The following is a 23,832-nucleotide window of genomic DNA, read 5'->3' as shown; positions in this document are numbered from 1 at the left end:
CGGCGCACATCATGTCAGAACCTGCTTCTCCCTCGCCGGCCTTCCTGTTGATTGACCGTGCCGCCGTGCTGTTCTGCGGCGTGGCGGCGGGCATCGCCATTGGCCTCGCCTTTGCACCGCAGCTGCAATCGCTGCTGGGCGATGGCGCGCCGATGGCGATTGCTGGCGCCGCTCCCGCGCAGGCGGTGGACAGCGATGGTCTGCCGCAAGCCGTGGCGGCCGCCGCCGACGTGCCGGCCGGCCTTGCCCGCGCCGTAGCCGAACAGCGCCCCTATCGTATCGGCGTGTTTGGCGACAGTTTTGGCGATGGCCTCTGGGCAGCGCTCTATGGCCAGTTGCCGCGCCGCGAAGCCTTTCAGGTGCTGCGCTATTCCGAACAGGCCACCGGCTTCACCCGCTATTCCCAGGCCAATCTGGAAGAGCGGCTGGCGGCCACGCTGGCCGAAGGGCCGGTGGACGTGGCGGTGATCAGCTTTGGCGCCAACGATACCCAGGGCATTTATGTCGGCGGCAAGGTCGCGCCGCTGCTTTCGTCGCGCTGGCGCACCGAAATTGCCGCCCGCATCACCCGCTATATCGATCTGCTGCGCGGCCAGGGTGCCAGCGTCGTGTGGGTGGGCCTGCCGGTGATGCGCGACGCCCGCTATCAGGCGCAGGTACAGGGCCTGAACGCCTTCTATGCCGAACTGATGGCCGAACTGGGCGTGCCCTTCATCGATACCAGCCGTGCGGCCGTCGATGGCAATGGCCGCTATGCCTCGCATCTGCCCGGGCCGGACGGCGTGCCCTATCTGGTGCGGGCCGGCGATGGCATCCACATGAGCATGAAGGGCTATCGTCTGCTCACGGCGGCGCTGGCGACGCGACTGCGGGCCTGGGGGCAGGCAGCGCGCGCTGGCAAGCCGGTGACGCCCGATCTGGTGCCGCCGCCCGCGCCGCTGCAGGCCGAACCGGCAGCTGAGGCGACCAGTGTCGAGCCGGCGCTCGCCGCAGAGCCGGAAGCCCCACCGCCGGCAGAGCCGCCGGCATCGGTCCCGGCCGAGGCAGCGCCGGCAACGGATACGCCCTCAGCGCCCACGCAGTTGCTGCCGCCGGCAGCCCAGACGCCGCCACAACCGCCGCAAGCCGAACCGGCGGAACCCCGGCTCTGATGGCAGCGCTGGCGGCCTTGACGCTGGCGGCGGCGCCCTGCCTTGCCGCCTTGTGCGGGGCCGAATTCCTGGCCGGCGTGCCGCTGACGGCCGCACAAATGCCCACAACGCGCCCGGTGCACATTGTCCAGATCGGCGATTCCCACACCGCCGGCGATGCCATCACCAGCGCCCTGCGCGATACGCTGCAGGCGCGGCTGGGCGATGGCGGGCGCGGCCTGATGCCGGCCGGCCGGCCGCATGCCGGCGTGCGCACCCGCGGTGTGGCCGTGGCCGTTTCTGGCGCCTGGCGTGCGCGCGGCCTGTTCGGCAGCAATGCGGCCGATGCCTGGCCACCGCGCGGCATCACCGGCTATACGGTCAGCAGCCAGTCGCCCGGAGCCGCCCTGTCGCTGGCCGCCGATTCGGCCTTCACTGCCTTTGGCCTGTGCGTCGCCGCTGGCCCCGCCGGCCCGCGCCTGTCGCTCACCCTTGGCGCCGACACGCAGGAAGTGGACTTCACCGCCGAAACCGACGGGCCGCAATGCCGGCGCTTCGCCGTCCCGGTTGCCACGGGCAGCGCCCGGCTCGAACTGCTGGCGGGCGAAGCCATCGTCACCGGCTGGTGGCTGGAGCGGCCGCAGGGGGTGATCGTCTCCAATCTGGGTGTGCCGGGCAGTCAATTGCAGTTCCTGGGCCGCGCCGACGAGGCCACCATGGCGGCCCAGTTCCAGGCGCTGCCGGCCGATCTCGTCATCCTCGCCTTTGGTACCAACGAAGGCTTTGCGCCCTTTTTCGATGCCGCGCGGCTGGAGAGCCAGATCCGCGAACAGGTGGCGCGTATTCGCCGGATGGCCGGCCCGGTGCCGATCCTGATGATCGGCCCGCCTGATGCGGCCAGCCGCAATACCGAATTGCGCAACAATGTGGTGGGCGGCGCGGCCGGGCCAGCGCCTGATTGCAACCGCAGCATCCTTGCCGCCCCCAGCCGCCTGCCAGTGGACGGGATCGAGATCCCGCTGTGGATTGATGAAGGCGGCACGCTGGCGTCTGATCCGGTGACATTGTCGGGCCCGATGCCGCGGCCGGTGCGGCGCGGGCTGCCGCTGTTCAATCCGCCCGCGCTTGCTGCTGCCAGCGATGTGCAGCGTAGGGTGGCGCAGGATCTGGGCATCGCCTTCTGGGATTGGCGGGCGCGGCAGGGCGGCGCCTGCGCCGCCGTGCGCTGGATGCAGACCGGCCTGATGGGCCCGGATTTCATCCATTATTCCGCCGCTGGCGGCGCCGAAGTGGCACGGCTGCTGCTCGCCGATCTGGATGCCGCGCGCGCGGCGAGCGCCCCCTGATGCTGTTCCCCACGCTGGATTTCGGCCTGTTCTTCCTGCCCGTCCTGCTCCTCGTCTGGACGGTCGGGCTGGCGTCAAACGAATGGCGCAAGATCATCCTGCTGCTGGCCAGCTGGGTGTTCTACGGCTTCTGGGATTGGCGCTTCGTGGCGTTGCTTATCGCCTCGGCCGCGATCAACTGGGGCTGTGCCCGCGCCATTCAGACCCGGCTGGACGATGATCGCAGTGCACAGCCATGGCTGGGCGTCGGCGTTGCCGCCAACCTGGCCATTCTTGGCACCTTCAAATATTTCGGTTTCTTCCTCGAACAACTGGCACCCATCCTTGCCCGCGCCGGCTGGGGTCGCGATCTGCCGGTGTTGGAAATCATCCTGCCGGTTGGCATCAGTTTCTTCACCTTCCAGGGCATGAGCTACCTCATCGACATCGCCCGCCGCCAGACGGCGCCGGCAAGCTTCCTCGACCTCACGCTGCTGATGAGCTTTTTCCCCCACCTCGTCGCCGGGCCGATCGTGCGCGCCAGCCATCTGGTGCCGCAGTTCCAATCCGTGCCGAAGCTGACGCGCGGCATGGTGGCAACCGCGCTGATCCTGATCTGCTGGGGCCTGTTCAAGAAAGCAGTGATCGCCAGCGAACTGGCGACGGGGCTGGTGGACAAGACCTTCTTTGATCCCGCCGCCCACAGCGGCCCTGATCTGGCGCTGGGGGCTTATGGCTATGCCGTGCAGATCTACTGCGATTTTTCGGCCTATTCCGACATGGCGGTGGGGTTGGCGGCGCTGCTCGGCTATCGCTTCCCGCGCAATTTCGATCAGCCCTATCGTGCGGCATCCTTGCAGGAATTCTGGCGGCGTTGGCATATCTCGCTGTCGAGCTGGCTGCGCGACTATCTCTACATCAGCCTCGGCGGCAACCGGGGTGGTGTGTGGTTCATCTGCCGAAACCTGATGATCACCATGCTGCTGGGCGGTTTCTGGCACGGCGCCAAATGGACCTTCCTGATCTGGGGCGCGCTGCATGGCGGCGTGCTGGCGATCGAGCGGCTGTGGCGCGAATGGCGGCCGGAAGGCTTGCCGGCGCTGCCCAGGCCCATCGCCATCCTGATCATCTTTCACATCGTGGTGGCCGGCTGGATCTTCTTCCGCGCCGACACGCTGGAAGGGGCGCTGGCCTATTTCACCCAGCTTTGGGCTTTCCGCCCCGGCCTGGCGCTGGCCAGCCCGCTGCTCTGCGGCCTGATCGCGCTGGGTCTGGCCATCCATTTCACCCCGCCCACGCTGCTGCCAGCAATGGCCCGGCGCGTCGCGGCATGGCCGGCGCCGGCGCTGGGGCTGGCGGCGGGGCTGGCCGTGCTCCTCACCGACGCGATGCGCTTCGAAGGCGTCGCGGCCTTCATCTACTATCAGTTCTGAAGGCTGCGCATGGCTGACCAGTTTGACTCACCGGTGGATGTCGAAGCGGACGAGCAGGGCTTGCCCGGCCTCGCCCAGATGGCGGTGGCGGTGGGGATCGCGGTCTTCACGCTGGCCATGATCAACGCGCACGCGCTTGCCGCCTGGGCCGATGGGCTGGAACCCGGCGCCCGCACGGCGCGCATCAGTGCGGTTGCCCATGGCCTTGCAGACCAGACTGAAGCGCGCGGCCTTGATAAACCGCGTGCGGCGCTCAAGCAGCAATGGGATCGGGTGAAGGCAGCGCGCTGGCCCAATCAGGCCAGCCGCAAGGATCAACGATAGAAATCGTGATCATCAAGCCGCGCCACCTTGGTGCGGCTGCGGAAAAAGCGATCCGGCTTGGCCCAATTGGCGTGGAAATAGAGCGCGCCTTTCGACCAGTCGCGCGCTTCGCCGGCCAGCACGTCGCGGGCCACGTCCACCGCTTCGGCCCAGCCGTCACTCTTGCGATCCGGGTGATAGCGATCGATGCGGAAAAACTGGCCGGGCTGCTTTGCGACGGCGCAGACATTGTCGCCAAAGCCCTTCTTCACCCGGTTCAGCAACACATGGGCGACGGCAATCTTGCCTTCGCGGGGTTGATTGCCGGCTTCGTGGTGGACAATCTTGGCCATGCAATTGACATGGCGCTCATTCAGTTTGGGCTGTTCCGGTTCAGCGGCCACCAGCGCCGTCTGGGCGGGGGCAACAGGCTGAGCCGCTGCCTGTGATTCCGGGGTCTGGGCGGCGACATGGCCCAGAGCCAGGCCCGAGGCCAGCAACACGGCTGCAGCAGCAGCCTGCATCTGAAGACGCGGAGTGAATTTCACATTCATTGCCGAACGTGCGCCCCTGCGGCAGTTGGCGGCAAAAAACGAAAGGCCACCAACGCGACAGACACGACCTGCAGGATGTGCCGCAAACGCCGGCGCGATCCTGCCCTGAAGCAGAATTCGGCGTCTAACCGCGCCGTTCATCTTTCGTCAAGTAATCGGCGACGAGCTGCGCCATGGAGGCGACCAGTTGAATGGCTCAACCGGATTGGGCCCTGTTTCCGAATAGCGCGGTGACGCCCTCGAATCAGCCGTCCAGCAACGCCTTCAGCCGATCATTGACCACGCCCGGTGCGGCCTTGCCGGCCATGGCGCGCATGACCTGGCCGACGAAGAAGCCGAACAATTTGTCCTTGCCGCCGCGATATTCGGCTACCTTGTCGGGATTGGCGTCGATCACGGCCTGGATGGCGGCATCGATGGCGCCGGTGTCGGACACCTGCTTCAGCCCGCGCGATTCAACGATGCTGGCCGCGCCTTCGCCGGTTTCCAGCATGGCTTCGAACACCTGCTTCATCAGCGGGCCAGACAGCGTGCCATCGGCCGCCAGGGCCAGAAGTTCGGCCAGCGCATCCGGTGACACCGGGCTCTCGCCGATGTCCTTGCCCAATTTCTTCAAGGCGCCGAACAGATCGGTCGAGATGAAATTGGCAACGCGCAGAGCCACCTCGGTGTCGGGCTTGCCGACTTTCGCAGCCGTGGCGGCCAGCGCGGTTTCGAACCAGTCGGCGGTTTCCTTCTCGGCCGACAGCACGGCGGCGAGATAGGGCGACAGGCCGAGTGTGGCTTCATAGCGGGCCCGCTTGGCGGCGGGCAGTTCGGGCAGGGAGGCGCGGCAGTCTTCCACGAACGCATCGTCGAACACCAAAGGCAGCAGATCGGGATCGGGGAAATAGCGATAATCGTGCGCGTCTTCCTTGCCGCGCATCGAACGGGTGGTGCCGGTGCCCGGATCGAACAGCCGGGTTTCCTGGATCACCGTGCCGCCGCTTTCGATCAGATCGACCTGGCGGCGGGCTTCATGCTCCACGGCCTGCATGATGAAGCGCACGCTGTTGACGTTCTTGGTTTCGGTGCGGGTGCCGAATTCTTCTCCAGCCTTGCGCACCGACACGTTCACATCGGCCCGCATCGAACCTTCGTCCATGTTGCCATCGCAGCTGCCGACATAACGCAGCAGCTGGCGCAGCCCGGCGACATAGGCCCCGGCTTCGGCCGGGGAGCGGATATCGGGGCGCGACACGATTTCCATCAGGGCGCAGCCACAGCGATTGAGATCGACATAGCTCATGCTCGGATGCAGATCGTGCACCGATTTGCCGGCGTCCTGCTCCAGGTGGATGCGCTCGATGCCGATGCGCTTTCGGGTGCCGTCATCCAGCGCGATATCGAGATGCCCTTCGCCCACGATGGGGTGATAGAGCTGGCTGATCTGGTAACCCTGCGGCAGATCCGGGTAGAAATAATTCTTGCGGTCGAAACGCGACCATTTGTTGATCTGGGCATTGATGGCGAGGCCCGTCCGCACTGCCTGGCGCACGCATTCGCCATTGATCACCGGCAGCATGCCCGGCATCGCGGCATCGACCAGGCTCACCTGTGCATTGGGTTCGGCGCCGAATTCGGTGCTGGCGCCGGAAAACAGCTTGGCCCTGGCCGTCACCTGCGCATGGACTTCCAGGCCGACCACGATTTCCCAATCGCCGGTGGCGCCCTTGACGATATACTTCGCTGCGTCAGACATGGTGCACGCTATGGCCAGCGTCGTCTGGCTTTGCAAGCCCGCAGCTTGGCGTATCCACGGCCCGCTCGCGCGATAACCGCATGGACAAAGCGGCTTGCGGGCTTTAGCCGAATTGCGCTTGCGCCACGTGGTCGGACGGGGCCAAACAGGCTGAACACCACCGCGCTGCTGACCGAAGGGGGGCGGCAGAGCAGTCGATCAGGGGTTTTCGTGCAAACTGGCACAGAAAGTGGAGTAGTCACAGCGCCAGCCTCAAGCCTGCCGACGGCCTCGGCAGGGTTGGGTGACGCGGTGCGCTGGCCGGCGGCCATGCTGTTGCTGGCCGTGGGGCTGTTGCCGCTGATCGTCACCCCGGTGCTGCCGCTGATCGATTTCTACAATCATGTTGGCCGGTTCCAGGTGCTGGCGACGCTGACAGATAATCCGCTGTTTGCCGCCAATTATGCGCCGGCCTGGGACATCCTGCCCAATGTCCTGCTGGATGTGATTGCGGTGGCGGCCTTGCACATCGTGCCGTTGTGGCTGCTGCCGCACCTGCTGGCGATCTTCATCCTGTCCGTGTTGTTCGCCGGCGTCGCCATGCTCAACCGCGCCATCACCGGGCACACGCGCTGGCCGGCGCTGCTGCTGACGCTGCCGCTGCTGTACAGCTGGATTTTCAACTGGGGTTTTGCCGGCTTCCTGCTGGGCCTGGGCCTGGGCCTGATGGGCGGTGCCTGGTGGCAAACGCAGCGCGACCGGCCGGTGCGGCGGGTGGGCTTTGCGCTGGTGCTGGCGTTGGCCATTTTCTTTTGCCACGCGCTGGCGTTCGGCCTGTTCGGGATCCTGATTGCCAGCCTGGAACTGGGCCATTGGTGGCAGCAACGGCCGCGCCGGCTTGCTACGCTGGCGAGTGGCCTCGGCCAATGCGCGCTGCTGGCGGTGGTGCCGGCGCTGCTGTTCCTGGCGTCGCGCACCGCCACCGCGTCGGGCGGCGTGACCAATGCCGATGAAAGCCTGGCGCGGTTGCGGGCGCAGGGGCGGCTGCTGGACAGGCTGGCCGAACTTGCAAGCCAGCGGCTGGAAACCATCGTGCGGGTGGCCGAAGGCTGGTCCTATCCGGCCGATGCCATCTGGTCGCTGCTGCTGCTGGTGTTGCTGGGGCTGGCCTTTCGGCGGCGGGCGTTGCAGCTGGCACCGCTGGTGGCCGTGCCGGCGCTGGCCGGTGTCGTGCTGGTGCTGCTGATGCCACCGGCGCTGTTTGGCAGCGGCTATGTTTCGGATCGCATGCCGCTGTTCCTGGCGCTGGTGCTGGTCGCCGGGATCATGCCGGGGCCGGGCCGGCTGGGGCTGCTTCTGCCCGGGCTCGCGACCCTTGTTGCGGCGCGGCTGCTGATGCTGGCCGCGCAATGGCATGGCACGGCGGCCGATCTGGCCGATTTTGATGCCGTGGTGCGGGCCTTGCCGCGAGGCCAGGTCGTTGCTGGTCTGCCGGTGCGCGCCACTCCGCATGAAGACATGCCAAACCGCTGTGAAATGTACCCGCCGCTGCTGTTGGTGCGTCACGGCCATGCCACCCCGCTGTTTGCCATCCGCACCGCGCAGCCGCTGGAATTGCGCGGCCGTCTGGCAGTGGCCCGCGATGAACTGGCGCTGCGCCCGCCTGGTCTGCAATCACGTGAGCGGCCGGAACTGGTGGTGGCGGCCTATGCCCGCGCCGGCTATCCCTATGTGCTGCTCTGCCAGGTGGCGGCGGATCGGCCGCTGCCGGAAACGCCTTATCCCGTGGTTGCCCAGGCAGGCCGGTTTCGCTTGCTGAAGTTGGCAGCGGGGCAGTAAGCGCCATGGAACGCGGTATCTATGATCATATGGCGGCACACGCCGGATCGCACTGGTGGTATGTGGCGCGGCGGCGCGTATTGGCCGACGTGATTGCGCGCCACGTGCCATTGCCGCCGGCCGCCCATGTGCTGGAAATCGGCTGCGGCACCGGCCACAATCTGGGCATGCTGGGCCAGTTTGGCGCGGTGGACGCGGTGGAGCTTGACGATCATGCCCGCGCGCTGGCCAGCCAGACGTTGGGCCGCGCCGTGCTGCCAGCGCGGCTGCCCGATCTGCCGCCCCTGCCGGCGGAACGTTATGACCTGATTGCCCTGCTCGACGTGCTGGAACATGTGCCGGAAGACCGCGCGACGCTGGCCGCCATTGCCGGCCGGCTGACGCCCGGCGGCAGCCTGCTGGTCACCGTGCCGCAGCACCAGTGGATGTGGAGCAGCCACGACGACGCCAATCACCACATCCGTCGATACAGCAAGTCCACGCTGCGGGCGGCCTTTGCCGGATCAGGCCTTGAGCTGCGGATGTTGACCAGCTTCAACAGCATGTTATTCCCGCTGGCGGTGGCGCAGCGGCTGGCGTCGCGGCTGACTGGCCGCGAAGGCCGGCAGGATGATGACCTGCCCGGACCGTTGAACGGCCTGTTCACGGCCGTGTTTGGCTGGGAACGTCACCTGGTTGGTCGGCTGCCGTTGCCGCCGGGGTTGAGCCTGCTGGCACTGGCGACGAAGCTGCCAGAACCGCTGCGGGGCTGACCCCCAGTCGGCCGGCAGGACGATCGCGGCCCACCACATCGGCAACGATATACAGCGGCCGGCGCTTGGCCTCGACATACACACGCCCCAGATATTCGCCGATCACGCCCAGCACCAGCATCTGTGCCGCGCCAATGCCGATGATCAGCAGGCTGAGCGAGGTCCAGCCTTCGACCGTGCCGCCGCTCAACCACTTGGCCAGGATGTAGATGGCGACCAGTACCAGCAGTCCCACCAGCCACAGCCCGGCGTGGGAGGCAAAGCGCAGTGGCTTGGTGGAAAAGCCGGTGATGGCATCAAAGGCCAGGCTGAGCATCTTGGTGAAGGGATAATGCGTCACCCCAGCCAGGCGCTGGGCGCGGGCATAGGGGAAGGGCACCTGCCGGTAGCCGATCCACGCCACCATGCCGCGCACGAAACGTGCCTGTTCCGGCATTGCCATCAGCACATCCAGGGCACGCCGGCTCATCAGGCGGAAATCGCCGGTGTCGAGCGGGATACTGATGTCGGTCAGCCGATCGAGGATGCGGTAGAACAGGCCGGCAGTGAACTTTTTGGCAAAGCTCTCCCCCTCGCGGCTGGTGCGCAGGCCATAGACGACATCGGCTGCCTCGCGCTCCATTGTCGCCAGCATGTCGGGCAGCAATTCCGGCGGGTCCTGAAGATCGGCATCGATCACCAGTATCTTTTCGCCGCGGCACAGATCCAGCCCGGCGGTGAGCGCCAGCTGGTGGCCATGGTTGCGGGCGAGATTGAGGCAGACCAGTTCGGGATCGCCGGCCGAAAGCTGCTGCATGATCGTCCAGGTGCGATCGCGCGAACCATCGTTGATCAGCACGATTTCATGATTATCGCCAAAACATTGGTGGGCGATGGCCGCGACCCGGCGATGCAGCTCGGGCAGGCATTCTTCCTCATTATAGCACGGGATGACTACCGATAGTCCGACCAAAGCCCCACCCCCCACTGTCAACGAAACACGATGAACCTGTTGAGGATAAAGCCCAAGGGCGTCACCATTGCAACCCCGACCAATGTCGCCGGAAACAGGCCGATGTGCGGTTCGGCCAGGCTGTTGACCAGCGTGAACAGGCCGCCACATGCCAGATTGACGGCAATGAAGCGCAGTGCCTCGCCGCCCAGCCGCCCATCAGTGCGGGGCCGCGTGTTGCTGAAAGTCCAGAAACGGTTGAGCAGGAAACTCTGCACCACGCCGGCAGCATAGCCAATGGCACTGGCCGCCGGCACGCCCAACGGCAGGTGCAGCAGCCAGATGACAAGGTAGGAAGTGGCGGTATTGGCCACGCCGACCAGGCCAAAGCGCAGGAACTGCGCCAAGCCCGCGCGGGTGGCCAGCTGCTCCATCATCAGGGACGCGCGGTGAAGCCCGCCGCCCGTTCGATGGCCAGCCCGGCATCGAGCACGCCCATTTCGTCAAGCGGGCGGCCGATGATCTGCAAGCCAAGCGGCAGCCCGGAGGCTGACAGGCCGGCCGGCACGCTCATCGCCGGCAGGCCAGCCAGGCTGGCGGGCACGGTGAAGACGTCGTTCAGATACATGGCGAGCGGATCGGCCTTGGCGCCAAAGGCAAAGGCCGGGCTGGGCGCCGTTGGCGTCAGCAGCACGTCGCATTGTTCGAAGGCCTGCGCGAAATCGCGCGCGATCAGCGCCCGCACCTTCTGGGCCTGGGTGTAATAGGCATCATAGAAGCCGGCCGACAGCACATAGGTGCCGATCATGATGCGGCGCTTCACTTCCTTGCCGAAGCCGGCGGCGCGGGTGGCGGCATACATGTCGTGCACATTGCCGCCCTTCGGCGTGACGCGGTTGCCGTAACGCACACCATCATAGCGGGCGAGGTTGGACGAGGCTTCGGCCGGGGCGACGATATAGTAGGTGGGCAGGGCGTATTTCGTGTGCGGCAGCGAGACCGAGACGATCTCCGCGCCTTCGGCTTTCAGCCATGCGATGCCCTGATCCCACAGCGCCGCGATTTCCGCGTCCATGCCGTCAAGCCGATATTCGGCCGGAATGCCGACGCGCTTGCCCTTCATGGAGCCAGTGAGGCCAGCCGCCCAATCCGGCACCGCGATATCAAGGCTGGTCGAATCCTTGGGGTCGAAGCCGCACATGGAGGTGAGCATCAGCGCACAATCGGTGACGGTTCGCGCCATCGGGCCGGCCTGATCCAGTGACGACGCAAAGGCGATCGTGCCCCAGCGGCTGGCTCTGCCATAGGTCGGCTTGATGCCGGCGATGCCAACGAACGCGGCGGGCTGACGGATCGAGCCACCGGTATCGGTGCCGGTGGCGCCAGCACACAGCCGCGCCGAAACCGCCGCCGCCGAACCACCCGACGAACCGCCTGGCACCAGTTCGGCGTCGCTGCCCTTGGCCTTCCACGGGCTGATGACCCGGCCATAGGCGCTGGTCTCGTTCGACGAGCCCATGGCGAATTCGTCCATGTTGAGCTTGCCGAGGAACACCGCGCCATCGCGCAGCAGATTGGCCGTCACGCTGGATTCATAGCGCGGCACGAAACCCTTCAGGATGTTGGAGCCAGCCGTGGTCTGCACGCCTTCAACGGCAAACAGATCCTTGATGCCCAGCGGGATGCCGGCCAGCGGCCCGGTGCGGCTGCCGTCGTCGACGGCCTTGGCTTGGCGCAGCGCCAGTTCCGGCGTTTCGACGATATAGGCGTTCAAATGCCGGTTGGCCGCCATCGCATCGAGATGCGCCTGCGCCAGTTCGACGGCGGAAAACTGCTTCGCCGCCAGCCCGGCCTTCATCTGCGCCAGCGAAAGATCGGTCAGCGCGCTCATCATTCGATCACCTTGGGCACGGCGAAGAAACCGCTGGCGGCGTCCGGCGCATTGGCCAGCACCTTGTCCTGGATACCGCCATCGGTCACTTCGTCAGCGCGCCAGCGCAAGGACCCGGGCATGACACTGGCCATGGGTTCGACACCCTTGGTATCGACCTCGCCCAGCTGTTCCACCCAGCCCAATATGCCGTTGAGCTGTTCGACCAGCCCCGGCACTTCATCATCGGTCACGGCGATCCGCGCCAGGCGCGCGATCTTGCGTACGGTTTGGCTATCGACAGACATGGGCTTGCCGCTAGCAGGCGAGGCGGTTTGCAACAAGGGGGCGATCGCGGCGCGGACTGCTTGTCACGTCAACGCCGCGTTGCTGCTGGCCCACACCATCAAGTCAACGCCGCGCGCGCCTGCCCGGCAATATGCGCCAGCATCGCGGCACTCACCGTGCCGCTGTCGCGGGCGCGGGCGATGGAAGCGGCGATGCGCGCCACCCGGGCGGCATGCGCTTCCAGCCACAGTGCGAGCACCTGCACCGGGTTGCTGGCTTCCGGCACGACATGGCGCAGCAGATCGAGCCGGATCTGTTCGAAATCGCGCACCAGCGCCGCGGTCAGCAGCCGTTCCCACGGGTCGGACGGGTTCATTGCTGCGGCCGCACCGCGCGCCCAGTCGAGCCCGGCGGTTTCGCCCAGCATCGTGTAGGCGCGGGCGGTGGCCGCCACGTCCAGCCGGCGTTCGGCCGCCAGCAGGGCAATCCCCACAGCACCGTCCAGCGCTTCGACATGGACGATGGTGCGCGCCAGATCAGCCGGCGCGCCGGCTGCCGCCAGTTCGGTTGCGGAACGGTCAAGCTGGCCGCGCACTTCGGCCTTCACCAGTTTCTCGATGTTGTTGCCCAGCGCCTTCAGACCGGGAGCGATCGCCGCCACCAGGGCAGTCGCGCTGCGGCCGCCGCCCAGCCGGACCAGATCAGCCATCTGGGCGCGCAGCACGCCCTGTGTGGCACGGTGCAGCGCATTGGCGGCGGTGGCCGGCACCGCTGCCGTGTCGATCGTGTGCCACAGGCCGGCGAAGCCGAACAGCTGGCGCGCGGCGATGAAGGCGCGGGCGATATCGGCGATCCCGGCCCCCAGTTCCTCGGCCAGTTCGAACGGCGCCGACAGGCCGGCGCGGTTGATCAGCTCGTTGGCCAGCTTGGTCGCCACCAGTTCGCGGCGCAGGCGGTGGTGCAGGATGGCATCGCGGTGCTTCACCTGCATGGCCGTGGGGAAGGCCGCGATCAGATCGGCTTCCAGCAGCGGATCATCGACCACCTCGCTGGTCACCAGCACGTCATAGGCGGCCATCTTGGCATAGGCCATCACCACGGCCAGTTCCGGCCGGGTGAGGCCTTCGCCGGCCATGGCGCGCTGGCCCAGAATATCGTCGCCCGGCAGGCCTTCCACGCGCCGATCAAGGCCAACCCGGCCTTCCAGGGTCTGGATGAGGCGCTGGAACACCGGCACGGCCGCCGCACCGCCGGTTTCGGCCAGGCTGATGGCCTGGGTTTGCAGGCGGTTGTCGCGCAGCACCAGTTCGGCGACATCGTCGGTCATCGCCTTCAATAGCGTGTCACGGTCGGGCCGGCTGAGCGTGCCGGCGGCGACTTCCCCATTCAGCGCGATCTTGATGTTGACCTCGTGGTCGGAGCAATCGACCCCGGCGCTGTTGTCGATGAAATCGGTGTTGATGCGGCCACCGATCCGCGAGAATTCGATGCGCGCCGCTTGCGTGAGGCCCAGGTTGGCGCCCTCGCCGATGGCCCGCGCCTTCAGGTCGCGCGCGTCGATGCGGATGGCATCATTGGCGCGGTCGCCGGCGTCGGCATGGCTTTCACTCGATGCCTTCACATAGGTGCCAATGCCACCGAACCAGATCAGATCGACCTGCATCTTCAGGATGGCGCTGAGCAGTTCACCGGGCGCCATCGCGTCGACGCTGACGCCCAGCATGGCCTGCACCTGCGGGCTCAGCGGGATGGATTTCAGGCTGCGCGCGAACACACCGCCGCCTTCGGAAATCAGTGCCTTGTCATAATCGTCCCAGCTCGATCGTGGCAGCGCGAACAGGCGCTGGCGCTCGGCAAAGGCCGCCGGAATATTGGGGGTGGGATCAAGGAAGATGTGGCGATGGTCAAACGCCGCCACCAGCGCGACGGCCGGTGAGAGCAGCAACCCGTTGCCGAACACGTCGCCCGACATGTCGCCAACGCCGGCCACGCGGATCGTCTCGCTCTGAACGTCGGTGCCCAGCTCGCGGAAATGGCGCTGCACCGAAATCCACGCGCCCTTGGCGGTGATGGCCATGGCCTTGTGGTCATAGCCATTGCCGCCGCCAGACGCGAAGGCATCGCCCAGCCAGAAGCCATGATCTTCGGCAATGGCGTTGGCGGTGTCAGAGAAGGTGGCGGTGCCCTTGTCGGCCGCGACCACGAGGTAGGGATCGGGCGCATCGTGACACACCACGCCATCGGGCGGCAGCACGGTGCCGGCCACATCCAGATTGTCGGTGATCGACAGCAGCGCCCGGATATAGATGCGATAGGCCTCGGTGCCTTCGGCCAGCCAGGCATCCCGGTTGGACGCCGGCGGCAATTGCTTGGGATAGAAGCCGCCTTTTGCGCCGGTGGGCACGATCACCGTGTTCTTCACCTTCTGCGCCTTCACCAGCCCCAGAACCTCGGTGCGGAAATCGTCGCGCCGGTCAGACCAGCGCAGGCCGCCACGCGCAATCGGCCCGCCGCGCAGGTGGATGCCCTCCACGCGCGGGGAATAGACCCAGATTTCGCGATAGGGGATCGGCGCCGGCAAGCCCGGCATCTTCGCGCTGTCGATCTTGAAGGCCATCGCCTCCGGCCCACCCGGCACATAGAAATTGGTGCGCAGCGTGGCCAGCATGGCGGCACGGATCAGGCGCAGGATGCGGTCATCATCGATGCTGGCCACTTCGGCAAGGCCAGCTTCGATGCGTGCCAACACCGCGGCCTGTGCTGCAGCGCGGTCGGTCGTATCCGGGCCGAAACGCGCCGCAAACAGCGCCACCAGATCGCGCGTGATCTCCGGATAACGCTTGAGTGCATCCACCACCGTCATCACGCCATAGGTGACACCGGTCTGGCGCAGATAGCGGAACCAGGCGCGCAGCAGTGCCGTTTCGCCAGCGTCCAGCCCACAGGCAAGGATCAGCGCGTTGAAGCCATCATTTTCCTGCGCACCGGTGAGCACATCGGTCAGCGCCGGGGCGACGCGGCTGGCCAGGCCGGGCAGATCGGCCAGCAGCGTGGCATCGGGCACTTCGGCCAGGAAATCATGCACCCAGCCCAATTGGCCGTCGGCCAGATCGAACGGATATTCCTCGATCACGCGCAGGCCGAAATTCTCCAGCACCGGCACCGCTTCCGAAAGCGGGATGATGCGGCCCAGGCGATAGATTTTCAGGCGCACCTGCCCCGGTACATCGCTGGCAAGCAGGCGCACGCTGCGTTGGCTTTCGTCCGAAAGATCGACCAGTGCCATGATATCGGCGGCGGCTTCGGCGGGTTGGTGCTGGGCACGATAGCTGGCCGAGAAGGCGCGGCCATGGCTGCGGGCCAACCGCGCGGCGCGGGTGGGGGTGGTCAGTTCGGCCAGCGCGGCCTCCAGATCCTCTTCCCAGCCGCGCACCAGCTGGCGCAGGCGGCGATCGAGCGCGGCGGCCTGATCGGCGGTAAAACTGGCGGCGTCGGCGACATCCACCACATAATGCACGCGGGCCAGGCCCTCTTCGCGCAGTTCCACTTCATAGCGGGCGATGCTGCCCTTCAGTTCCTGGGCCAGCATCTGGCCGGCAGCTTCGCGCAGGCGGCTGGTGTAAACATCGCGCGGCACATAGACGAGCGCCGACACGAAGCGGCCAAACGGATCGGGCCGGGCAAACAACTTGGGCCGCGGCCGATCGAGCAGCGACAACAAGCCCAGCGCCATGGTCTTCAATTGGTCCGGGCTGGCCTCGAACAATTCCATGCGCGGAAAGCTTTCCAGCACATGCACCAGCGCCTTGGCCGAATGGCCGCCTTCGCCAAAGCCGAGCGCATCGATGATCTCGCCCACCTTGCGGCGCAGCAGCGGCACCTGGCGCGGCGAGGTGTTGAGCGCCGCCGATGTATACATGCCGAGGAATCGGGTTTCCGAAACCACCCGGCCCTGCCGGTCAAAGCCCTTCACCGCAATCAGATCGCCGTTGACGCGGCGATGCACCGTCACCACCGCACCGGCGCGGGTGATCAGCAGCGGTTCCGGGCTGGCCAGCAGCGCCTTCAAGGCGCGCGGCGTATCCGCCGGGCCACGCGTGCCGCTCCATACCGGATAATCGGGATCGGCCAGCAGGCCGAGGCCGTGGTCGCTGGTCACCTCCAGCGCCGGATCATCCAGATCCCCGTCAATCTGGTAGTGGCGGGCGCCCAGCAGGGTGAAATTGTCGGCCGCCAGCCATTCCAGGAACGCCATGGCTTCAGCGGTGCGATGCGGCGCCAGCGGCGGCGGATTGTCAGAAAGGGCGCGGATGCGTTCGCGCAGCAGTGCCAGCATGGCCTTCCAATCGGTCACGGCAGCGCGCACATCGGCCAGCACCTGGGTCAGGCTGGCTTCGAGCGCGGCGCGGGTCTTGGGGCCGACCTGCTCGATTTCCATGTAGATCATGGATTCACGGGTATGGCCGGGCAGTGGCGCACCGTTGCTGCCAAGGCCGATCACTTCCAGCAATGTCCCATCGGCATCGCGGCGCACATCAATGATGGGGTGCAGCAGGCGGTGGATATCGACATTGGCGGCGGTGACGGCTGCAGCAGTTGAATCGACCAGGAACGGCCGATCTTCCCCGATGATGGCAAGGCGCAAGCGGCGTGAGCCATCGTCGGCCAGCGGATCGATATGGACCACCGGCTGATCGGCCTGGCGCTGGAACGCCGCCTCGGTCATGAAGCCGGCCACGCCGGCGCGCGCCGCGTCGTCCAGCCCTTCGATTTCGCCGGGCAGGGCGCGGGCAAACAGGCAACCGGCCAGTGCCTGTGCCAGGGTTTCAGCGGAAATTGCAGACGCAGCCTTGGCGCCAAGCTTGGTCAAATCAGACACGTCGATCGCTCCCGCGACATTTTTGCCGCAGCTTATGCGCCGCGCTGTCCGGAAAGAAAAGTGTGATTCGACGCTCACTCTTTATTCTTTGTGATATCGAACACATCAAGCGCAGCGCCCACGCGGGATCGGCGCGGAAATGGTTCGGCTAGCGGCGGCAGCCGCTGCACATCGGCAAAGGCATTGGCCAGTTCGGCACGCAGGCGGCGCGCGGCGCTTTTCGACAGGACTTCGCGCCAGCTCAGCACGATCTGCACCAGCGCGGCGGGATCGCCGGCTTCCGGCAGCGGTAGGGCCAGCCCGCGCACCAGCATCTGGGCGCCCATCGGATCGTTCACGCTGGCTTCGAAGGGGATCGGCATCGGCTGCAGCGCCACCAGTTCGCCGGCGGCGACCAGCTCTTCGGAAAGCCCGGGATCGCGCAGCAGTTCCAGCCCTGCCACCAGGCCAAAGCGTGCCGAAACCGGCCCGCCCACGCTTTCGATGATGGCGCGGCCGGCGGGATCGCGCACCACGATGCTGTGATCGAAAAAGGGCGACAGGGCCGCCGCAATGCCGTTGTCGGGCGCGTTCTGCCAGGCGACCAGGGCCCGGTTGGTCAACCGCCGTTCCACCACGACGCTGCGCGGCACCTGGTCTTCGCGCAGCGGCCCCGGGCGCCCGACGGCCGGCGCCTTGTCGCCTTCATCCCGCAAACGGGCGCCGCGAAGCGGGTGAACAGTGCCGGGGGTTGCGTGGCTCATGCCCCGATAACGGCTCGGCTGCGGCCGCATTGAACATGTCGGCCCCGGTGCGCCTGATGGCGTGGCTTGCCTTGCCCCTTGCCAGCCAACCCACCCCCTGATAAATGCGCCGCCTCACCGAGATGCCGCTTTAGCTCAGCCGGTAGAGCACCGCATTCGTAATGCGGGGGTCACGTGTTCGAGTCACGTAAGCGGCACCACCTCTCCCCTGCGATTGCTCAACGCCGCGCGGGCAGCGATTTCAGCCAGTCGTGGACATGGGACGCCAACTGCAGCCGCGCATCTGACCAGCTGTGATCGGTAGCGGCATGGATTTCTGTCACCGTGCCGCCGGCGGCACGGGCGGCGGCCACGAGCGGATCGGTGGCGGGCTTCAGGCCGTCGTCGGATGTCAGCACCAGCAGCGGCTGCCGCGCCAGGCCTGCCGCGCGGGGCCGCAGATCAAAGGCGCTGGCCTGCGCCCGCAGTTCGCTGGCCTGGATGGCGGGCGACGTGCCGGCCAGGGCCTCGCTGTTGCCGGCGGCCTGTGCTTCCAGCTTGTCGCCCAGCAACGGCGCAAGCGCGCCCATGTTGGCTGCCGAGATCAGGATGGCGCCGGCCAGGCCCTGGTCTTCGGATGCCACCATCCCCGTCACCCAGCCGCCCATGCTGTGCCCGGCCAGCACGATGCGGCTGGTGTCGATGCCCAGTCTGGCTGCCATGTCCGGCCGGCGCAGCAGGGCCAGCACGGCCTTGGCGTCTTCGGGATTCTGGCCAAAACGGAAATTGCCGGGGCTGCCCCAGGCGCCGCGATAATTGAAGGTGATGGCGTTCCACCCGGCCCGGCGCAGCGCCTGGGCGAGATCGAGATTCTTCTCGTTCCCCGGCCAACCATGGCAGATGACGATGGTGGGGTGAGGCCCCGGCCCAGCGGCGAGATAAGCAACGCCGTTGATCTCCACCCCGCCCGACGGGATGTGCAGCACCTCCATGCGGGCGCGCGGTGTGGCGGTGGCGGGCGGATCGGTGAACAGCGGATTGGCCGCCACGGGCGCCGCCATCAGCAGCAGGGCAAGAGCAAGGTTTCGCATCGTTTTTCCCCTTCAAGGCGTCCTGAACCTAGACCGGCGGCAGCGCCCAGTCGATGGCTGGCAGGCCCTGCTGTTCCAGCCACGTATTGGTGCGCGAAAAATGCCGGCAGCCGAAAAAGCCATTGTGCGCCGACAGCGGTGAGGGGTGCGGGGCTTTCAGCACCAGATGGCGCCGGCTGTCGACAAAGTCGGCCTTTTTCTGGGCGTGGCTGCCCCACAGCAGGAAAGCGCAGGGGCGATCACGGTTGGCGACCAGCTGGATCACGGCATCGGTGAACGGCTCCCAGCCGCGACCCTTGTGGCTGGCGGCGAGGCCCTGTTCCACGGTGAGGCTGTTGTTGAGCAGCAACACGCCCTGACGCGCCCAATGTTCCAGGAAGCCGTGCCGCGCCGGCGGGATGCCGAGATCGGATTGCAGTTCCTTGTAGATGTTGACCAGGCTGGGCGGCACCCGCACGCCGGGGCGCACCGAAAATGCGAGGCCATGCGCCTGGCCGGGGCCATGATACGGGTCCTGCCCCAATATCACCACGCGCACGCGATCGAGCGGCGTCAGATCGAGCGCGCGAAACCACTCGCTGCCCCTGGGATAGATCGCCTTGCCGGCGGCCTTTTCGGCCAGCAGGAAGCTTTTCAGCGCCGCCATCGACGGCGCGGCGAAGGCGCCAGCCAAGGGTGTGCGCCAGCTATCGTGCAGCTTGATCGTATCGGCCATGCGCCTGTGTGGCGGCGACGGGCCGGCAGCGTCAAGCGTCCGGGCGGCCCACACCCATGCGCGGCATCAGATTGTCGCGATCCATCACCAGATGCTTGATGATGCCAACAATATGCAGCGCCAGCAGCGCCAGCATGGCCCAGCCCAATATCTCATGCAGTTCGTTGGCAGCGCTGCCGGTGGCCTTGCCGACGCCGAATTTGGAAACCGGCAGCCCGAACCAGGCCAGCGGGCGATCATTGCGATCCGCTGCCACCCAGCCCGAAAGCGGCAGCGCCAGCATCATCGCATAGAAACCCCAATGCGCAGCCTTTGCCAGCAGGCGCTCGCCCGCGGTGAAATAGTTGGGCAGGGCCGGGACGGCGTGGTTGAGCCGCCAGCCCAGCCGGAACAGGGTGAGGGCGATGATGGTCAGGCCGAAGCTCTTGTGAAAATCCATCACCAGCGCGCGCTGGCCGCCTTCGCGCGGCACGAAATCATGCAGGAAGCCGCCGGCCAGATTGCCGATGATCATCAGGGCCATCAGCCAGTGCAGCGTAATGGCAACCGTGCTGTAACGGGTCATATGGCGGGTCTCCATGGCGGCTGGTTAGGCCCGGCTTATACGCCCGTCGATACGGTGTTCCCCCGGCTCAGAAGGAGACGCGGGCGCCCACCCAGAAGGTGCGGGGCAGGGCGCGCTCCACAACGCCGGTGCCGGATAGCGCTGCCTGCACTTCGGCATCGAACAGATTTTCGACCCGGCCTTCGATGGCCAGGCCCTTGATCAATGGCACCAGCAGCAGCGCATCGACCATGGTGGCGCTGTTCAGGCTGCGACTGTTCTGATCATCCTCGAACTGGCTGGCGATGTGGCGCAGCGTGGCCGAGGCGGTGAACAATTTGTCGCTGTAATCGATGGTGCCGGAAAACTGGTCGCGCGGGGTTTGTGCCGGGCGCAGCTCATCCAGCGGCGCGGCGGCCCCGCTTGCGGAAATGCCGGGATCGACATGGCTCCAGCTGGCGGTCAGGCCGAACGGGCCGCGACGCAGGCGGGCATCGACTTCCCAGCCCCACACTTCCAGCGCGTCGAGATTCTGGCGCTGGCGATAGAAGCCCCCCGCCGCCACAAAGCCGACGCCGGGAAACACACCCGGCCCGCTGCCCTGGGTGACGTTGGCGATGGTGTCGTCCATGCGGTTCCAGAAGCCGGTGACGCCGATCTCCACGCCGTCCGCCGGCTTCAGCGTGAAGCCGGCGTCCACGCCCGTCACCCGTTCGGGCTTGAGCAGCGCATTGGCGGCGGTGGCATCGGGGCCCACGCGAAACGGGCGATAGAGTTCATTCAGCGTGGGCAGCCGCCAGCCGCGATAGGCCGCACCGCGCAGCGCGATCCAGTCGGCTGCCTTGATGGCAATGCCAGCCCGGCCGGTGAATTCCTGTCCAGACCGATCCGCGAAAATCAGCGTGGTGAACGGTGCGCCGGTGGCGATGGTGGTTTCCAGCAGGCGGCCATCTTCGATCGTCCACCAATCGATGCGGGCCGATGCGGTGGCGGTGATGATACCGCGTTCGATGCTGCCATCCACGAACAGCCCGGTGGTGCCCGTGCGGCCGCCGGCCTCGCGCTGGCGGGTGGGGGCGGCATTGACATAGGTGAACAGCTCGTTGGTCTCGCCGGTCAAATGCCTTGTATCGGCGCCCAGCCGCAGCGAGACGCCTGCGCCCACCGGCGGCGCGATTTCCAGCCGGCCGCCCCAGCCGGTTGCCGGCGTGTCGAACTGGGCCAGCGTCTGCGTGGCGGTGGTGCGCGCTGCGTTCACGGCGGCGAAATCCGAGGTGAAATTGCGCGTCTGCACATAGGCCAGCGCCTGCCAGCCCCAACGCCCACGGCCGACCAGGCGGATGGCGCCATCAACGCCTTCGGACGTGTTGCGCGAAAAATCGGTGCCGCGCTCGCGGCTGTCGGTGAAGCCGGTGGCGGTCACCTGTGCTTCGGTGTCGGGCGCGATTTCCACGACAGCGCGCAGGTTGACGCTGGCCTGTTCATAGGGCGCCGGCCGGTCTGCCGTGCCGCGGCTGCGTTCGACAATGGGGATGAAACCATCGCCCCGGCCATAGGCGGCCGACAGCGTGGCGAAACCGCCGCTGCGCTTCAGGCCCAGCGAGCCTTGCGCATCAACACTTTCGCGGCTGCCAAAGGCGATGCTGCCGGTGAACGGGTTGATAGCGGCGCCGCCCACGGATTCCAGCTCGATGGTGCCGGCCAGCGCGCCGGGGCCCCAATAGCCGGAGCCGCCGCCGCGCGTCACCCGGATGCGATCCAGCCGGCCGGTGGCATAGGCCGGAAACGCCACCCAGCCGCCAAACGGATCGGCCTGCGGCACGCCATCCAGCACCAGCAGCGCGCGGGACGAGGCATTGCCGCCCAGCCCGCGCAGGGTGATGCCCTGCGAGGTGGCATTGGCGGAACGACTGTCGGACCGGCGAAATTGCTGCTGGCCGGCGATATCGGCCAGCACCGATTCCAACCGGTTCGATCCGCTATTGAGGATGCGGTCCCGCTCGATCACCACCAGCGACAGCGCGGCATCGCCGGGCAGATCCTTCAGACCCTTGCCGGTGACGGTGATCAGCGCGCCCTCGGCTTCAGCGGCAAACGCGGGGGCCGTGCTGATCAGCAGGGCGGCGAAGAGGGACAGATGCTTCATGGCGGCGTGTGTCGCGCAACACGCCGGGCGGTGCAAGTTTTGTCGCGCCGGCGTCTTGGCGGCGCAACACACCATCCCTACATTGGCTTCAGCACAACAGGAGTCCTTCCATGCCCAATCCCTGGCAACACAGCCGCGCCACCGGCATCGCCGATGATATCGATTTCGAGATCAAGGGCCACGAACTGCAATTCGTCGAGATCGAGCTGGATCCCGGTGAAAGCGCCGTGGCCGAAGCCGGCGCCATGGTGTGGAAGGATGCCAGCATCGGCATGACCACCGTGTTTGGTGATGGCGGTGGCCAGCAGGGCGGCTTCATGGGCGCGCTGATGGGCGCCGGCAAGCGACTGCTCACCGGCGAAAGCCTGTTCACCACCGTCTACACCCACAATGGCGGCGGCAAGGCGCGTGTAGCCTTCGGCGCGCCGACGCCGGGCCATATCCTGCCGATCAAGCTGGACAGCGTTGGCGGCACGCTCATCTGCCAGAAGGACGCGTTCCTGGCGGCGGCCAAGGGTGTTTCGATCGGTGTCGCCTTCCAGCGCAAGGTGATGACCGGTCTGTTTGGCGGCGAAGGCTTCATCATGCAGAAGCTGGACGGCGATGGCTGGGTGTTCGTGCAGATGGGCGGCACCGTGATCGAGCGCACGCTGGCGCCGGGCGAGGTGCTGCATGTCGATACCGGCTGCGTGGCGGCCTTCACGCCATCGGTGAACTTCGATCTGGAAACGGTGGGCGGCGTCAAATCCATGCTGTTCGGCGGTGAAGGCGTGTTCTTCGCCCGCCTCACCGGGCCGGGCAAGGTGTGGATCCAGTCGCTGCCGTTCAGTCGCCTGGCCGGCCGCATGATGCAGGCCGCCATGGGCCGCGGCCAGAATCGCGGCGAAGGCAGCCTGCTTGGCGAACTGGGCGACATCATCGGCGGGAACCGGTGAGTTTCTGGCGCCAAGCCAGTTGTTGACCAAGGGGCTCGGCCGCGCGCAAGGAAGGCGCGTGGCCAAGCTCTATTTCTACTATGCCTCCATGAACGCCGGCAAATCGACGGTGTTGCTGCAGGCCAGCTTCAACTATCGCGAACGCGGCATGCACACGATGCTGTTTACCGCCGCCCTGGATGATCGGGCGGGGCATGGGGTGATTGCCTCGCGCATCGGATTATCAGCGCCGGCCGAGGTGTTTGCGGCCGACACCGATCTGTTTGCCGCCGTTGCCAGCACCCATGCGGTGGGCACGCTCAATTGCGTGCTGGTCGATGAAGCCCAGTTCCTGACCAAGGATCAGGTCTGGCAGCTGGCCCGTGTCGCCGATGATCTGGGCATCCCCGTGCTCTGCTATGGCCTGCGCACCGATTTCCTCGGCAATCTGTTTCCCGGTAGCCAGTGGTTGCTGGCGATCGCCGATACGCTCACCGAACTGAAAGCCGTATGTGCTTGTGGGCGCAAGGCGACGATGAACTTGCGTATTGACGGCGAGGGGCGTCCGGTTGCCTCTGGCCAGCAGACCGAAATTGGTGGCAATGATCGCTATGTCGCCTTGTGTCGCCGCCATTTCGCGGCAGCCTTGGCGGGCCAGCATCAGCCCTGAAGGGGA

20 protein-coding genes and 1 tRNA gene are annotated in these 23,832 nt (G+C 66.6%); 9 read left to right on the top strand and 12 right to left on the bottom strand.

All coding sequences use genetic code 11. The features are described from left to right. Window positions 1–11 precede the first annotated feature (11 nt). The 4 genes from D619_RS16010 to D619_RS0107360 are packed head-to-tail and all read left to right on the top strand — an operon-like array spanning window position 12 to window position 4,212. Entirely contained in the window at window positions 12–1,151 is a 1,140-nt protein-coding gene (locus D619_RS16010) for a GDSL-type esterase/lipase family protein (RefSeq protein WP_081587088.1), read from the top strand. Beyond that, window positions 1,151–2,476, top strand: coding sequence for a GDSL-type esterase/lipase family protein (locus D619_RS0107370; protein ID WP_017667935.1), 1,326 nt, complete (start codon window positions 1,151–1,153; stop codon window positions 2,474–2,476). Before D619_RS16010 ends, D619_RS0107370 begins: the two co-directional genes overlap by 1 nt. Continuing rightward, on the top strand, window positions 2,476–3,888 hold the full coding sequence (locus D619_RS0107365; RefSeq protein WP_017667934.1) for an MBOAT family protein: 1,413 nt from the start codon (window positions 2,476–2,478) through the stop codon (window positions 3,886–3,888). Before D619_RS0107370 ends, D619_RS0107365 begins: the two co-directional genes overlap by 1 nt. A 9-nt stretch (window positions 3,889–3,897) precedes the next feature. Next, window positions 3,898–4,212, top strand: coding sequence for a hypothetical protein (locus D619_RS0107360; protein ID WP_017667933.1), 315 nt, complete (start codon window positions 3,898–3,900; stop codon window positions 4,210–4,212). Here D619_RS0107360 and D619_RS16005 read toward each other — a convergent pair. Continuing rightward, a complete protein-coding gene (locus tag D619_RS16005; protein WP_017667932.1) occupies window positions 4,203–4,745 on the bottom strand; it encodes a cell wall hydrolase in 543 nt (180 codons plus the stop codon). The two genes, D619_RS0107360 and D619_RS16005, sit on opposite strands and share 10 nt — an antisense overlap. 244 nt (window positions 4,746–4,989) lie before the next feature. After that, a complete protein-coding gene (gene gatB, locus D619_RS0107350) occupies window positions 4,990–6,486 on the bottom strand; it encodes an Asp-tRNA(Asn)/Glu-tRNA(Gln) amidotransferase subunit GatB (protein ID WP_017667931.1) in 1,497 nt (498 codons plus the stop codon). Between the two features lie 291 nt (window positions 6,487–6,777). Between gatB and D619_RS0107345 the strand changes: the two genes are divergently transcribed. Together D619_RS0107345 and D619_RS17605 are read left to right on the top strand one after the other, a co-directional pair. Continuing rightward, entirely contained in the window at window positions 6,778–8,304 is a 1,527-nt protein-coding gene (locus D619_RS0107345) for a hypothetical protein (RefSeq protein WP_193743269.1), read from the top strand. Window positions 8,305–8,309: 5 nt separating this feature from the next. Further along, window positions 8,310–9,056 carry a class I SAM-dependent methyltransferase gene (locus tag D619_RS17605; protein ID WP_081587086.1) on the top strand — a complete coding sequence of 249 codons (747 nt, stop codon included), beginning with the start codon at window positions 8,310–8,312 and terminating at the stop codon, window positions 9,054–9,056. Here D619_RS17605 and D619_RS16000 read toward each other — a convergent pair. The 6 genes from D619_RS16000 to D619_RS0107315 all read right to left on the bottom strand — a co-directional run bounded on the left by D619_RS16000 (window position 8,947) and on the right by D619_RS0107315 (window position 17,767). Continuing rightward, the gene (locus D619_RS16000) at window positions 8,947–10,008 is read right to left on the bottom strand and encodes a glycosyltransferase family 2 protein (protein ID WP_081587085.1); all 1,062 of its coding nucleotides are present in this window, start codon (window positions 10,006–10,008) and stop codon (window positions 8,947–8,949) included. The genes D619_RS17605 and D619_RS16000 overlap by 110 nt on opposite strands. Window positions 10,009–10,025: 17 nt before the next feature. Next, on the bottom strand, window positions 10,026–10,424 hold the full coding sequence (locus D619_RS15995; RefSeq protein ID WP_017667928.1) for a GtrA family protein: 399 nt from the start codon (window positions 10,422–10,424) through the stop codon (window positions 10,026–10,028). After that, window positions 10,424–11,878: an Asp-tRNA(Asn)/Glu-tRNA(Gln) amidotransferase subunit GatA gene (gene gatA, locus D619_RS0107330; RefSeq protein WP_017667927.1), complete on the bottom strand. Its 1,455-nt coding sequence runs from the start codon at window positions 11,876–11,878 to the stop codon at window positions 10,424–10,426. The genes D619_RS15995 and gatA overlap by 1 nt, the downstream gene beginning before the upstream one ends. Further along, window positions 11,878–12,165 carry an Asp-tRNA(Asn)/Glu-tRNA(Gln) amidotransferase subunit GatC gene (gatC, locus tag D619_RS0107325; RefSeq protein WP_017667926.1) on the bottom strand — a complete coding sequence of 96 codons (288 nt, stop codon included), beginning with the start codon at window positions 12,163–12,165 and terminating at the stop codon, window positions 11,878–11,880. Before gatC ends, gatA begins: the two co-directional genes overlap by 1 nt. Before the next feature lie 98 nt (window positions 12,166–12,263). Further along, window positions 12,264–17,024, bottom strand: a complete 4,761-nt coding sequence (locus tag D619_RS0107320; protein WP_017667925.1) for an NAD-glutamate dehydrogenase — start codon at window positions 17,022–17,024, stop codon at window positions 12,264–12,266. A gap of 74 nt (window positions 17,025–17,098) precedes the next feature. Further along, window positions 17,099–17,767: a hypothetical protein gene (locus D619_RS0107315; protein ID WP_020480420.1), complete on the bottom strand. Its 669-nt coding sequence runs from the start codon at window positions 17,765–17,767 to the stop codon at window positions 17,099–17,101. Between the two features lie 124 nt (window positions 17,768–17,891). On the opposite strand from D619_RS0107315, the gene D619_RS0107310 reads away from it, so the two are divergent. Next, window positions 17,892–17,967, top strand: a tRNA-Thr gene (locus tag D619_RS0107310). Window positions 17,968–17,985: 18 nt separating this feature from the next. Here D619_RS0107310 and D619_RS0107305 read toward each other — a convergent pair. The 4 genes from D619_RS0107305 to D619_RS0107290 all read right to left on the bottom strand — a co-directional run bounded on the left by D619_RS0107305 (window position 17,986) and on the right by D619_RS0107290 (window position 22,242). Next, window positions 17,986–18,837, bottom strand: coding sequence for an alpha/beta fold hydrolase (locus D619_RS0107305; RefSeq protein WP_026090813.1), 852 nt, complete (start codon window positions 18,835–18,837; stop codon window positions 17,986–17,988). A gap of 28 nt (window positions 18,838–18,865) precedes the next feature. Next, entirely contained in the window at window positions 18,866–19,552 is a 687-nt protein-coding gene (gene ung / locus D619_RS0107300; protein WP_017667922.1) for a uracil-DNA glycosylase, read from the bottom strand. 31 nt (window positions 19,553–19,583) lie between these two features. Then, window positions 19,584–20,117, bottom strand: coding sequence for a cytochrome b (locus tag D619_RS0107295; protein WP_017667921.1), 534 nt, complete (start codon window positions 20,115–20,117; stop codon window positions 19,584–19,586). A gap of 67 nt (window positions 20,118–20,184) precedes the next feature. Further along, the gene (locus tag D619_RS0107290) at window positions 20,185–22,242 is read right to left on the bottom strand and encodes a TonB-dependent receptor (RefSeq protein ID WP_017667920.1); all 2,058 of its coding nucleotides are present in this window, start codon (window positions 22,240–22,242) and stop codon (window positions 20,185–20,187) included. Window positions 22,243–22,352: 110 nt separating this feature from the next. Here D619_RS0107290 and D619_RS0107285 point away from each other — a divergent pair, with 110 nt between their 5' ends. Both D619_RS0107285 and D619_RS0107280 read left to right on the top strand, forming a co-directional pair. Beyond that, window positions 22,353–23,177 carry a TIGR00266 family protein gene (locus D619_RS0107285; RefSeq protein WP_017667919.1) on the top strand — a complete coding sequence of 275 codons (825 nt, stop codon included), beginning with the start codon at window positions 22,353–22,355 and terminating at the stop codon, window positions 23,175–23,177. A 58-nt stretch (window positions 23,178–23,235) separates the two neighbouring features. Further along, a complete protein-coding gene (locus D619_RS0107280) occupies window positions 23,236–23,826 on the top strand; it encodes a thymidine kinase (RefSeq protein ID WP_017667918.1) in 591 nt (196 codons plus the stop codon). Window positions 23,827–23,832: the final 6 nt, after the last annotated feature.

This window comes from Sandarakinorhabdus sp. AAP62 (assembly GCF_000331225.1).
Taxonomy (GTDB): Bacteria; Pseudomonadota; Alphaproteobacteria; order Sphingomonadales; family Sphingomonadaceae; genus Sandarakinorhabdus.
The sequence above is the reverse complement of the archived record's forward strand: the minus strand, read 5'-3'. Positions and strand labels throughout refer to the sequence as shown.